This window comes from Enterococcus sp. LJL120 (assembly GCF_054871765.1).
Window position 1 is genome coordinate 194,663 of sequence record NZ_JBTXLV010000003.1, and the last position, 13,592, is coordinate 208,254.

Annotated in this window: 11 protein-coding genes and 1 tRNA gene; 11 read left to right on the forward strand and 1 reads right to left on the reverse strand. The window is 39.8% G+C overall.

Going from position 1 to position 13,592, the window contains the following annotated elements; translation table 11 throughout:
* Both ACYSNU_RS06220 and ACYSNU_RS06225 read left to right on the forward strand, forming a co-directional pair.
* On the forward strand, positions 1–486 hold the full coding sequence (locus ACYSNU_RS06220; RefSeq protein ID WP_461736329.1) for a GNAT family N-acetyltransferase: 486 nt from the start codon (positions 1–3) through the stop codon (positions 484–486).
* A gap of 147 nt (positions 487–633) precedes the next feature.
* A complete protein-coding gene (locus ACYSNU_RS06225) occupies positions 634–1,908 on the forward strand; it encodes a diaminobutyrate--2-oxoglutarate transaminase (RefSeq protein ID WP_461736330.1) in 1,275 nt (424 codons plus the stop codon).
* A 104-nt stretch (positions 1,909–2,012) separates the two neighbouring features.
* Here the strand turns inward: ACYSNU_RS06225 and ACYSNU_RS06230 are convergent, their stop codons facing one another.
* Positions 2,013–2,843, reverse strand: coding sequence for a C39 family peptidase (locus ACYSNU_RS06230; RefSeq protein WP_461736331.1), 831 nt, complete (start codon positions 2,841–2,843; stop codon positions 2,013–2,015).
* Positions 2,844–3,183: 340 nt separating this feature from the next.
* On the opposite strand from ACYSNU_RS06230, the gene ACYSNU_RS06235 reads away from it, so the two are divergent.
* From ACYSNU_RS06235 to ACYSNU_RS06275, 9 genes are all read left to right on the forward strand, one after another.
* Entirely contained in the window at positions 3,184–3,570 is a 387-nt protein-coding gene (locus tag ACYSNU_RS06235) for a MerR family transcriptional regulator (RefSeq protein WP_461736332.1), read from the forward strand.
* 415 nt (positions 3,571–3,985) lie between these two features.
* Positions 3,986–5,065, forward strand: coding sequence for a helix-turn-helix domain-containing protein (locus tag ACYSNU_RS06240; protein WP_461736333.1), 1,080 nt, complete (start codon positions 3,986–3,988; stop codon positions 5,063–5,065).
* A 105-nt stretch (positions 5,066–5,170) separates the two neighbouring features.
* A complete protein-coding gene (locus ACYSNU_RS06245) occupies positions 5,171–6,403 on the forward strand; it encodes an MFS transporter (protein WP_461736334.1) in 1,233 nt (410 codons plus the stop codon).
* 27 nt (positions 6,404–6,430) lie between these two features.
* Positions 6,431–8,443 carry a beta-galactosidase gene (locus tag ACYSNU_RS06250; RefSeq protein WP_461736335.1) on the forward strand — a complete coding sequence of 671 codons (2,013 nt, stop codon included), beginning with the start codon at positions 6,431–6,433 and terminating at the stop codon, positions 8,441–8,443.
* Positions 8,444–8,554: 111 nt separating this feature from the next.
* On the forward strand, positions 8,555–9,463 hold the full coding sequence (locus tag ACYSNU_RS06255) for an ROK family protein (protein ID WP_461736336.1): 909 nt from the start codon (positions 8,555–8,557) through the stop codon (positions 9,461–9,463).
* 271 nt (positions 9,464–9,734) lie between these two features.
* A tRNA-Lys gene (locus tag ACYSNU_RS06260) sits at positions 9,735–9,807 on the forward strand.
* A gap of 382 nt (positions 9,808–10,189) precedes the next feature.
* Positions 10,190–11,152 carry an ABC transporter permease gene (locus tag ACYSNU_RS06265; RefSeq protein ID WP_265458311.1) on the forward strand — a complete coding sequence of 321 codons (963 nt, stop codon included), beginning with the start codon at positions 10,190–10,192 and terminating at the stop codon, positions 11,150–11,152.
* A 13-nt stretch (positions 11,153–11,165) separates the two neighbouring features.
* Positions 11,166–12,089: a carbohydrate ABC transporter permease gene (locus ACYSNU_RS06270; RefSeq protein ID WP_461736337.1), complete on the forward strand. Its 924-nt coding sequence runs from the start codon at positions 11,166–11,168 to the stop codon at positions 12,087–12,089.
* Between the two features lie 32 nt (positions 12,090–12,121).
* On the forward strand, positions 12,122–13,588 hold the full coding sequence (locus tag ACYSNU_RS06275) for an ABC transporter substrate-binding protein (RefSeq protein WP_461736338.1): 1,467 nt from the start codon (positions 12,122–12,124) through the stop codon (positions 13,586–13,588).
* Positions 13,589–13,592 lie beyond the last annotated feature (4 nt).

Genomic DNA, 13,592 nt, shown 5'->3' on the forward strand with positions numbered 1-13,592 from the left:
ATGGCAGCAATTTATTTACGGGATTTTACTGATGGGGATTTGTCTTTGATGTCAGAGTGGTTGACGCAGCCTCATGTGGCCGTCTGGTTTGAGCATCCGCAAAATTGGTTGGCTGAAATTCGCGGCCGTCAGACTGAATATCGCTGGATCCAGCATTTTATTGTAATGCTGGCAGAGCAGCCCATCGGTTTTTGTCAATATTATGACTGCTATTTTGCGAATCAGCTGGAGGATTGGTATGAGGTTAGCCAGCCGGGGGCAGTGTTCAGTTTGGATTATCTGATTGGCGCTGAACAATTTTTAAAGCAGGGCTATGGTCGGCAAATCATCGCTGCTTTAATTGAAAAACTGACTCGCTTAGGGGCTAAAAAAATTATTGTAGCTCCCGAAAAAGAAAATCAGGCCTCAATTGCTGTTTTGTTAGCAAATGGGTTTCAATGGGATTTAGTAGCGCAATATTTTGTCTTGGATTTATCTGTAAAGTAAACAAAAATCAGAAAGCCTAGCAAAAAGCTTACTCAAAGCAAGTTTTTCAATTTTTTAAAAAAATGAAGCGAAAAATTTGAGAAAAGACTTGACTTAAAGTTGACTCCAAGTCGTAAAGTTAAACTAGTAACGAAAAGGAGGAAGTTGATGGTGATACAGTCTTTAGAAGCAAACGTCGTTTCTTATGCTAAGAGTTTTCCCTTTCAGTTTGACTTTGCGAAAAATGCGACCTTAATGACGACTGACCAACGGGAATTTATTGATTTTTTTGCCGGCGCTGGGGCTTTGAACTTTGGTCATAACAATCCTTATATCAAAAAACAAATTTTAGCTTATTTAAGTGAGGACCGAATTATCCATGGCCTAGATTTAGACACTACCGCTCGGACAGAATTTTTTGCAACTTTTTACAAAGAGATTCTTGAGCCGAAAAATTTGGACTATAAAATTATGTCCTGTGGCCCAACTGGTACAAATGCGGTCGAGGCAGCGTTGAAATTGGCCCGCAAAGTAACTGGTCGTCAAAATATTTTGGCTTTTTCCGGTGGCTTTCATGGAATGAGCTTAGGCGCCTTAGCTTTAACCAGCGATCAAGCGAGCCGCAAAGGTGCAGGTGTGCCCTTAAACTTTGTCACTCATCTGCCCTTTGTTGAATCAGCGATTGATACACAAACGGCTCTAAAAAATTTAAGAGACTTAATGGCAGATGACCATTCTGGTATAGAATTGCCAGCGGCCATCGTGCTGGAGACGGTGCAAGCAGAAGGGGGCGTCCATGTAGCTGACAGCGAGTGGCTGCGGGGGTTAAGAAGTATCTGTGATGAGTTTGGCATATTATTATTGATTGATGAAATTCAAACAGGAGTTGGTCGTACCGGCAGTTTCTTTTCCTTTGAAAGAGCTGGTATCGTGCCTGATATGGTAATGATGTCTAAATCAATCAGTGGTTTTGGTCTGCCGCTTTCCCTAGTGTTGTTCAAACCGGAGTTGGATGTTTTTAATCCGGGGGAACATAATGGAACTTTTCGGGGCAATCAGCTGGGCTTTGTCGGTGCAACGGCAGCCTTGAAATTTTATGCGGCCCAAGAGCTCTCCCTATTGACTAAAACAAAAGGTAAGATTGTAGCAGAATTTTTATCTCAGCAGCTGATGCCGTTACACCCGCAATTACAAATGCGGGGCTTAGGGCTTCTCTGGGGAATTGACTTTTCTGAAATTGATTCACAACTGGCCAAAAAAGTTCAGCAATTATGCGTCTCTCAAGGCCTGATTATCGAACTTGCTGGCCGCAAAGATGCTGTTTTGAAAATTTTACCACCGCTGACAATTCCGGAAGCGCAACTAAGAGCTGGTCTAAAGATAATTTTTTCTGCAGTTGCGACAGTTTTACAAGAGGAAAGACATATCTGCAAGGTGTCATGATTAATTAGCAACGATTAATCAAGAAAATTTTCCTGTTTAAACCTAAAAGATAGCCCGCCATCTCGATTAAAGTTTCAATCGGGACAGCTGGGCTATCTTTTTTATTAAACTTCAGAAACTTCAGTAATCACAACGGCTTGGCGGCCCATCTGCTCCCAAGAGGCGATGAAGTCTTGTAAATCAGTCGCATAATCTTGATTGCCATAAGAGTCGTTTAAATAAATTTCATTTTGGTTATAGCCGGTTAAAACGACACTGTGCTCAGACATCGAAACTGATACCTCGCCAGTTGCAGTCTGCCAAGTAAAATTATCACCCGTCTCGGCAAAAGTTGTGGTGGTAATCACCCAGACGGGGTTGCCGATAGACAACTGCCGCTGGATTTCTGTAAAATTACTGTCTCTCAAATCAATTGCCTCATAAGAATCATCAATAAATTGACTGGCTAATTGATAAATCGGTTCATGGTAAACAAAATAACCGGGGCCGCTGTTGGCCGTCATATCCCCGACAAAGGCCTCATGGGGATTTCCGTAATTGCCGTTTGCATCTTGAACCGGCACGGTTGGCAGCTCTTCAGCCAATTGATTTTTGGTCACGGCAAAGCCATGATAATTTAAAATCATAGCCAAACTGGTGACCTCGCAACCATTGTATAAGCGGGGCTCTGCCATTTGATTCAGCAAGGGGACATCTAAACGAACCGCTGTCTTTAATGGTTGTTCCTCAATTACGGGAGCGTCTTCTACAATAGCTTCTTGTATTACAAAATTTCGGTTGGCATTGATTTCAACTTTTTTGTGGCCAATAAACTCATCAGGCTGCGCCGCAAAATCGGCTTCACTGAATAATAGCAAGGCTGTTAGACTAATCAGAAGACCTAACGTTAGAATAGCTCTTTTTTTATTGACGTATTTTTTTAGAAAATGGGTCATGTTACGCAACTCCTCTTTCATTTTTGTTTATGCTACAGCTTAGAGTCGGGTCGAAGTCAAGGGGAAAATTTTATTAATTTAAAGTATTTCAATTTTGAGAATTTTTTTGCCTCAGTTCACTCAGTGATAGCTTGAAAAAAGCTCTTGAGGCAAAAAATATGTAGTTGGTTATTATCTCAGCTACGGGCTTAAAAATGGGCTTGCTTGATTGATAAAAATTTTACTAGCGGGAAAAATTTAATAAAAGAAAGCAAAAACAGTTGACTTGGAGTGGACTCTAGAGTTTATACTTTAGCTATTATCAAGTTGTTGATTAGGTTAGACAGAAGGAGTAATTGCTATGAATATAAAACAAGTTAGCGAGTTAAAGGACATTTCAGCCGATACCCTGCGCTATTATGAAAGAATCGGTTTGATTCCGCCGGTTAATCGTACACCGGGTGGCATTCGGGACTATAATGAAGAAGATTTGCGCTGGGTGGACTTCACCAAATGCATGCGCAACGCCGGCGTTTCAATTGAAGGGCTGATTGAATACATTCGTTTATATCAGCTAGGAGACAGCACGGTCTTAGCTAGAAGAGATTTATTACAAGAAGAAAAAAACAGTTTGGAAGTGAAGCTGCTGGATATTCAAACGACGCTGCAGCGGATGAATGACAAGATTGCTTTTTATGAAAATAGTTTAAAACCAGATAGCTTGAAAGAAGGCGAAAATAATTCCTAATACTTTTTGATACTACTAGAAATTTAAAATCTGCGAAAATCTTAATAGGATTTCGCAGATTTTTTAGATTAAATTGCTTTTTTAATTTTCAGGTAATAAGAAGCGAAATGCACCAAGATTTCAATTTAGTTTTATTTTAAAGAGATTGTAAGTTTTTCAAAAAAATGCATAGTTATATCAATCAAATGTTCATTTTTTGCTTCTGAGGGTAAGTGCAACTCAAACAGCGGGAGTTGGTTTGCATTTTGAAAATATATTTGTTTTACTAAGGTGAATTAAGACAGACTCAATTTAAACAAGGGAAAATGCAAGGACAATACAGTAGCAAGCTAGAATAACGGCTGGCTAAATTTTCCTGTTGGCAAAAGACACGTTAGCATTCAGGATAAATAATTTTACAGAAGGGATGATTTTTATGAACTTTGGCTTGGAGCAATGGTTAAAAATCACACCTGCGAGAATTTATTTAATTCAGCGGCAGGTTAAAACTGTTACCGCGATAAACTCCACCGACAGCCATTTAGAATATTTGCAGGCGGTTTTGGATTTTCAGGAATTTCCCTTTTTTATGGTCTTTAAAGATGCGGTTTATGGGGGGACAATCAATTTAAAGGAGCCAGATCAATTGTATGTGATGGTTCAGACCCAAGGAACTGTCAATCCTCATCTTTTTGCCAATGAAATTATCTTTTTAGATTTTTTAATCAATCAGCGGGAATTAACACCAGAAGCCATTACCGTGCAAGGTCTGCCTAATCAGCACAAACCCATTTTATTGAAAACAACAGAAGACTTGTTTCAGCATATTGAGTTAGCTGAGTTTCACAATCCCTACGATCAAGAACTGCGGGAGATGGATAGTATCGAACAAGGCAATGTGGAATTGCTGCAAAAAAGTTTTGAAGAAACATATTCAGGTAAACCGGGGATTCTAGCGAAGGATCAACTGCGTAATTTAAAAAATCTCTGTATCTGTGTGATTGCCTTGGCTTCAAGAGCAGCCATTCGTGGCGGTCTGCAACCGGAAGAATCATTTACATTGGTGGACCAAAGCATTATGCAACTGGAGGAATTTCAGGATCAAAATAGTCTGATTCTCTTTTTAAGGGAGATTGAAATTACTTTTGCCAAGATGGTGGCACAGGTTCGTCTGGCGGCGGGACGTCAGCAAAATCCGCTAATTATTAAAACTAAACGGTTGATTAGCCAGCAATTGCATCAAAAAATCAGTGTCCAAGATTTAGCACTGGATTTAAAGGTGACACCGGAATATTTAGTGCACGTCTTTAAAAATGGTGAGGAGCAGACGATTAAGCAATATATTTTAAAGGAAAAAATTCGTTATGCCGAAAATCTCCTGCGCTATTCAGAAAAAAGTTTGGGGGAGATTGCCTCGACGCTGGCTTTTAGCGATCAGAGTCATTTTAGTCAAACCTTCAAAAAAATTAGGGGCCTGACGCCTAAGGATTATCAAAAAAAGTTCCGCCAGGAGTAGTTTAGCTTAGTTTTTTCCATTTCAGCTTAGTTTTTTTATATTTTGAAAGCGTGAAACCTTGTATGATAGCGATATCAAAAAACGTTTTCAAAAGGAGAGAATCAGATGAATTTGGAAAAATCGAAACAACCTACCTTTAAAGTTGCTCTGCTGTCGATTTCTTTATTGCTGACTTCCGGCGGCTCCATTGCCTCAGCCGTGAGCCACATGCAGGAAACCTTTAGCAGCCATAGCGCAACTGCCGTGGAAGCTTTGGTAACAGCTTCCAACATCAGCGTCATGATTTTTGTTTTATTAAGTGCTTTTATTGTCAATTTCTTAGGAACCAAGAAAACAGTTTTACTGGGGATTGTCTTAGCGGGAATTGGAGGCGTTTTCCCATTTTTCTCAGACAACTACACGATGGTTTACATCTCGCGTTTAGTTTTAGGAGCAGGACTAGGCATGTTCAATTCACTGGCAGTGAGTTTAATCAATGAATTTTACACCGGTGATACCCGTAATAAAATGCTAGGTTATCAAGCGGCGGTTCAAAGTTTGGGACAGACCTTTACAACCTTTATTGCCGGGATTTTGGTGAATTATAACTGGCATTATGCCTTTGCGATTTACTTTTTAGCGATTGTTTCCTTCGTTTTATTTTTTATCTTTATTCCGGATACTAAGCCTGAGACGACGGTGGTCAATGGCCAAGTTGAAAAACCAAAACAGTGCTTGAATCGCTTTGTCGTCATTGAATCCTGTGCCATATTATTTACCTTTGTTATTTTGATGGCAACTAGCTTAAAGGCAACTGCTTTAGTTCAAGAGCAAAATATGGCCAATCCAGAATTTTTAGGAACGGCCTTATCCGTTTCTAGTTTGGTCAGTTTTGTCGCGAGTTTCTTTTATGGCAATATTGTGAAATATACTAAACAATATACTCTATTCATCGCCTATTTAATTATTTCCTTAGGCTTTATCGGAATTTCCTTCGCTACTAATATTGTGATGTTCACGGTTATTTTAGCTTTAACAGGCTTGGGCTCGTCCCTCTTTATTCCCTTTGCATTTGGGATTGTTATGGAGCGAGCGCCAAAGAATTCAGCAAATTTAGCAGTGTCAATTTCAATGGTTTTTTGTAATATCGGCTGCTACTTATCGCCCTATGTCTTAGCTTTTATCGGCGGACTTTTAGGGAATACTAGTGCCAGCTTTACCCTGCTGATTTGCGGTATCATGGCATTTGTTTTAAGCATTATTTATCTTTTTGCTGCCAAGTATCTGAAATCGGATGACTCGGGTGAAACGCCAATGAGTATTGAAGAAGAATTAGAAGTAATCAGTGAGCTTAAATAAAACAAGAAACCTCTGGAGGAAATAACAATGGAAAAAATTATTTATGGCGTTGCCTATTATTATGAATACTTACCCTATGACCGTCTACAAGAAGATATTGCGATGATGAAAAAAGCCGGTATCAATGTAGTGCGCATCGCAGAATCGACTTGGTCTACTTATGAAAAAGCCCCTGGAAAATTTGATTTTTCGACCGTTGATTTAGTGATTGACGAAATGGCTAAAGCCGGCATTGAAGTTATCATCGGCACACCGACTTATGCTGTTCCCAGCTGGTTAGTTGAACTAGACTCAAATGTGATGGTGTCCAGAAAAAATAGTGGTCGGGCAATCTACGGACCACGGCAGTCAATGGATATCACCAATGCTACTTATTTACGCTACGCTGAAAGAATTATTCGCAAATTAATTGAACGAACTGCTCATCACGCTAACGTTATCGGCTTTCAAATTGACAATGAAACCAAGGCCTACGGGTCATCTAGTAAAAATGTCCAAAAAGAATTTGTCGAATATTTAAAAGACGAGTTCGACAATGATTTGGGTAAATTAAATGCGGAATTCGGCTTGGATTATTGGAGCAATCGCATTGATTCGTGGGAAAATTTTCCCGATGTCAACGGGACGATTAACGGCAGTTTAGGAGCAGAGTTTGAGAAATTTCAACGGCTATTAGTCGATCGTTTTCTTCAATGGCAGGCAGATATTGTCAGCGAATATAAACGGGAGGACCAATTCGTCACCCAAAACTTTGACTTTGAATGGCGGGGCTATTCATATGGTGTGCAGCCGGAAGTCAATCACTTTAAGGCAGCCAAGGCAACCACCATTGCCAGTTGCGATATTTATCATCCAACGCAAGCTCAACTGACTGGTCAAGAAATTGCCTTTTGTGGCGATATCACTCGTAATTTGAAAAAAAATAATTATTTGGTGATGGAAACAGAAGCGCAAGGCTTTCCCCAGTGGACGCCGTACCAAAACCAATTACTATTACAAGCCTATAGTCACGTAGCTTCTGGAGCCAATGGTGTGATGTATTGGCACTGGCATTCGATTCATAATTCAGCCGAGTCCTATTGGCGAGGCCTGCTTAGCCATGATTTTAAAGAAAATGCGACCTATACAGAAGCGATTAAAATCGGCAGTGAGTTTCAAAAACTATCACCAAAACTTGTCAACTTGAAAAAGAAAAACAATGTTGCCTTAGTTGTCAGCAATGAAGCATTGACTGCTTTAAATTGGTTTCCGGTGGATTTAAATGCCGCTTTTCAATCTAGCATTACTTACAATGATATCGTCAAAGCATTTTATACACAACTGTATCAATTGAATATCGAAGTCGATATTGTGTCCCCAGATGTCGAGAACTGGACAGATTATGAGATTTTAGTTGTTCCAGCTTTATATGCTGGTGCTGACGAAATTTTTGAAAAATTGGCAGATTTTGTGGAAAAAGGTGGTAAGCTTTTAACCGGCTTTAAGACAGCTGTGGCAAATGAACATGTAAAAATTTCCAGCAATGGCACGCCTCATAACTTGCAGGAGACTTTAGGTATGCATTACAATCAATTTGCGATTCCTCAAGATATTTATCTGCAAAGCGAATTTTTTGATTTTACAGAAGCCACCAAAGTTATCGGCTTTATGGAAATGCTGGAGGCTGGCCAGGCGCAAGTCTTGGCTCAGTATGACAATTCACAATTCACTGAGAAAACGGCTATCACCCTCAATCACAAAGGACAAGGTACGGCAGTCTATCTCGGTTGCTTATTAGAAGACAGCGGTATGAAGCAGCTGATCCAAAGTGTTTTCACCAAAATTTTTGACTATCAGTTAACAGAGCTGACATTTCCTCTCATTCAAAAGAGCGGTTATAATGACGAGGGCAAAAAAATCAATTTCTTCTTCAATTATGCAAAAGAAACGGCTGAAGTCACCGCACCAGTCAGTGGCAAACTACTGCGGACTGACGGCTTAATTGAAGCCGGCAATCCAATCACCATCGCTCCTTGGGATGTTGTCATTATCGAGGAATAACCCAAGCAAAGCTTTATTTCAATCAATAAAATCGTTAAAATAAAAGTAAGCTGTGATTTTCTCAGAGGGTGGTGAAATCACAGCTTACTTTTTAGTGAAGGAGCTGACAAGATGGCACATGGATATTTAGCAATTGACATCGGCGGGACTTTTGTCAAACACGCGACCATTGATCATTCAGGTAATATTGAAAAAGAAAATAAATTTAAAACGCCCCACAATTTAGAGGATTTATTGATAGCCATTCAAGAAGTCGTTCTACCTGTTCAAGAAGTAATCAAAGGTGTGGGAATCAGTTGCCCGGGACGCGTCGATCCGACAACGGGGATTATTTATAACGGTGGGGCCCTGCCTTTTTTACATGAATTTTCCTTTAAGAAATTTTTCAGCGAGCGTTTTGGTTTAGAATGCGCAGTCAGTAATGATGGCAAGGCTGCTGCTTTAGCTGAATTATGGCTAGGCAATCTAAAAGGCGTGGCCAATGGAGCAGCTATTGTTTTAGGCACAGGCATTGGTGGTGGAATTATTGTCGACGGCAAATTAGTGCAGGGTAATCATTTTCAAGCGGGGGAACTGAGTTTTCTTTTACGGACACCTGCACCTGCTGAAATGGAAAATGTGATTGCTTATACGACTTCAGCGGTCTATTTTATTAAAAGGGCCAGCGGGATTTTACAACTAACCGATGATAGTGATGGTGTCGCTGTATTTCAGGCAATTGCTAAAAAAGATAATCCTCAGCTGACGGAATTATTTGAAACCTATTGCCGGGAAATCGCCTGGATGATTTTAAATCTACAGGCAACCTTAGACTCGCAAAGAATTGTGATTGGCGGCGGCATCAGTGCCCAAGAAATTTTGATTGAAGAGATTAATCGCCAATATCACCTGCTGCGGGATGTCTCAGATTTTTTCAAAAATTCCTTTTATCCAATGGAAATTCAAAGCTGTGCTTTTAGAAGCCAAGCCAACTTGTTAGGAGCTATTTATCAGTTGTTTTTGGAGAAGGATTTGGCTTGAGGGGAAGGTTATATCGCAAGGGATTTTTGAAATATAGAGTTAATAAGAGCTGAATTTTTTTGAACTGCATTGAAAAATTATAAAGAGATCATTAAAACTGCTGATAAAAAAGTGTCAGCAGTTTTAATGAAAATCCCGAGTGATTCATACTCACCTGTGAAAGGGAAATCAGGCTTTAGATGACCTAGTAAAAACTAGTTTGTTGTTAAAATTTTTAGTTGCTTTTTAAAAAATGAAGTGCTAAGATATTAAAGTACGATTTTTGAATAACGCCTCCTTAGCTCAGTTGGTAGAGCAGTAGACTCTTAATCTATGGGTCGTAGGTTCGAGCCCTACAGGGGGCATTGGGTGCCAAACCCACGGAACAGGCAAATTGTTGGTGCGAAAGCATTTAGAAAACAATTTGCGCTGTTCTATTTTTTTGCCCTCAAAAATGGTTGGGGCCTTAGTCTTGTTAACAGATGGAATCTCGATTTAAATTGTATTTGTCTCTGGAATCCATTGGTAACTCAATACAGAAAGTACATGCCAGACTGTGGTCCAATAGGTTCTCATCGCAATTTCTCAATAATTGGCGATGCTTACCGATAATGTTCGGAAAAATCAGTTCTGTTTTAACTAGTCTCACAGCCTCGTAAAAAAATTTCCCGTTAACTTCTTTAATTTGTTTCATGATACCTTAAATTTGTTCATTACTATCTCTTTTGGGAAGCGGTATCATTTCTCATGAAAGGAGCTGGAGGGATGAACAAAAAAAAGAAAAAGGGGTTTTGGCAGAATGTTTGGCGCTATAAGGCGTTGATTTTGATGGCGCTGCCGGGATTTATCTGGTTTATTTTCTTCTTTTATATACCAGTTTTTGCCAATGTGGTTGCATTTAAGGACTTTCATATTTCACCAAACGGTTTTATTGATAGTTTGCTGAGTAGCCCGTGGGTTGGCTTTGAGAATTTTAAATTCTTATTTGCCTCGAGTGATGCGTGGCTGATTACCCGCAATACGCTATTATACAACATTGTTTTTTTGGCTTTTAACCTGTTTTTTGCGATTACCTTTGCAATTGTTATGAGTGAATTGCGCAATAAAAAATTGGTGAAGGTCTATCATACGATGTCTTTACTGCCTTATTTTTTATCATGGGTTGTTATTGGCTACTTTGTCTACGCCTTTTTAAGTCCAGACAAAGGGATTATCAATCAATGGCTAACCAATGGCGGCAAGAATCCAATCAATTGGTACAACGATCCAACTTGGTGGCCGTTAATCTTTGTCATTTTAAACGTTTGGAAGAGTCTTGGTTACAACAGTATTATCTACTACGCTTCGGTGATGGGGATTGACCCGACTTACTATGAGGCGGCGATGGTGGACGGTGCCAGCAAGTGGCAACAGATTAAAAATGTAACCATTCCGCAAATTGTTCCGATGATGATGGTCCTATTGATTATGAATATTGGCGGGATTTTCCGTGCCGATTTTGGGATGTTCTATAATGTGCCGCGTAACTCAGGGGCCTTGTATCAAGTAACGTCAGTGCTAGATACTTACATTTATAATGGATTGACTGCTACTGGAGACTTAGGTATGACAGCGGCGGCTAGTTTGTATCAATCAGTTGTCGGGGCAGCACTTTTATTGGTTGCAAACTTTATTGTCCGCCGGATTGAACCGGATTCAGCACTATTTTAAAGGAGGGGCTTCAATGAAAAAGAAAAAAATTAATAAAGTTGAAATCCGTTCCTTTAATCCAACAGCGAATGTGATTTTTAATATTGTAATTGCTTTGTTTGCAATCTCCTGTGTTATGCCCTTTTTCTTCGTGGTAATGATTTCACTAACGCAGGAAGCCTCACTGGCAGAAATGGGCTATCGTTTTTGGCCGAAAGAATTTTCGATTGAGGCTTATAAGTATATTTTTGCCGGAGAAATGAGCAGCAAAATTTTTAGAGCGTTAGGCGTAACAGTCTTTGTGACAGTTTTAGGGACGGTAGTCAACACAAGCATGACTTCTTTATATGCCTATGCGATTTCCCGCTCGAATTTTCCCTTTCGTAAATTTTTCACCGTCTTTGCTCTGATTACGATGTTATTTACACCGGGGATGGTGGCAACCTATCTAGTGGTCAACAACTTATTATCTTTAAAAGATACAGTTTGGGCCTTGATTCTACCTTTAGCCTTAGGACCTTTTAATATACTTGTTATGCGATCCTTCTTTATCAAAACGGTGCCAGATAGTATTATCGAGTCAGCCCGCATTGATGGGGCGACAGAAATGCGGATTTTCCGGAGTATTGTGTTGCCGCTGGCGGTTCCGGGGATTGCAACAATTAGTTTGTTTGCAGCTTTAGGATATTGGAATGATTGGTTCAATGCGTTACTTTATATTCAAAAAGATACACTGGTTCCGCTACAGTATCTCTTGATGAAAATTCAAAATAATTTAGACTTCCTAGCTCGTAACGCTGGGATGGGGGCGCAGATTCAAGGCGGCCTAGCTGCTTTACCGAGTGAGTCAGCTCGGATGGCGATTGTGGTGGTATCAACATTACCGATTGCTTTAACCTATCCATTTTTCCAAAGATATTTTGTGGGTGGCTTAACGCTTGGTGGTGTCAAAGAATAGTTTTATAAAAATAGAAGGAAGTGGACAAAATAATGAAAACGTGGAAGAAAGCATTGGGGATTACAGCGGCAGCTTCATTGACATTAGGCTTGGCTGCGTGTGGTAACAGCGACACTGAAGGTACTGCAGAAGGAGAAAGCAGTTCAACCTCACTTTTAATGTATCAAGTCGGAGACAAACCTGATAATTATGACGAATTAATGGAGATTGCCAATAAGCAGATTGAAGAAAAAATCGGTGTGACGATTGATTTGCAATATATCAGCTGGGGAGATTGGGAGCAAAAAATGCCGACCATCATCAACTCAGGAGAAAGTTATGATATTGCCTTCGCCTTTCAATATGTTGCAAATGCCCAAAAAGGCGCCTTTGCGGATTTAACGGATTTAGCAGAAACCTATGCCAAAGAGTACATGGATCAGCTGCCGGAAATGTATAAAGTCGGCAATGAAGTCGATGGCAAATTGTATGCGATTCCAGTTTATGGCAATACTTGGGGCCAACAAGTATTAACCTTTAACCAGCAATATGTCGACAAGTATGATTTAGATATCAGCGGAGTTGACGGTTCTTATGAATCTGCAACGGAAGTCTTGAAACAATTCCAAGAAAAAGAGCCGAATATTGCAGCCTTTGCGATTGGTCAAGATTTTAAAGCTTCAGGTGCTTATGATTATCCATTAGGTAAAGATTATCCTTTTGCTGTGAAATTAGATGCAGCAGGCGATCCACAAATTATCAATCAATATGCCGATGCTGATTTCCAAGAAACTTTAAAAGTTTTACATGAATGGTATCAAGAAGGATTGATTCCAACGGATGCCGCAACTAGTACGCAAGCTTATCCATTAGAAGGCAATACTTGGTTTATGCGGGAAGAAACCCAAGGACCATTGGATTACGGTGATACAATTTTGACACAAGCAGCAAGTCAGCCATTAGTTTCTCGTCCGTTGACTACTCAATTGCAAACAACTAGTCAAGCGCAGATGGCGAACTTTGTCGTGTCAAACACTTCAAAAAATAAAGAAAAGTCAGTTGAATTTTTAAATCTTTTAAACACTGACCCAGAATTATTAAACGGTTTGGTATGGGGCATTGAAGGAGAAGCCTGGGAAAAAGTTGGCGATGATAAAGTTGAAGTTTTAGATGGGTATCAGCCAAAAACCCACATGGCAGCTTGGAATACCGGGAACAACATGATTTTATACACTGCAGATACAGTGACGGATGAAATGATTGCTGAGCGGGACCAAAGTATTGAAAATGCTGAATCCTCACCAATTCTTGGTTTCAATGTAAAAACAGATGATTTTAAAACAGAATTAACGAATATCATGAACGTAATGAATCGCTACCGGGCGAATTTAAATACCGGCTCAATTGATCCAGAGGAAAATCTACCGAAATTAATTGATGCTTTAGAAGAAGCTGGCTGGAGCGATGTTCAGGAAAAAATGCAAGCGCAATTAGATGAGTTTGTTGCTAACCAAGACTAGTCAA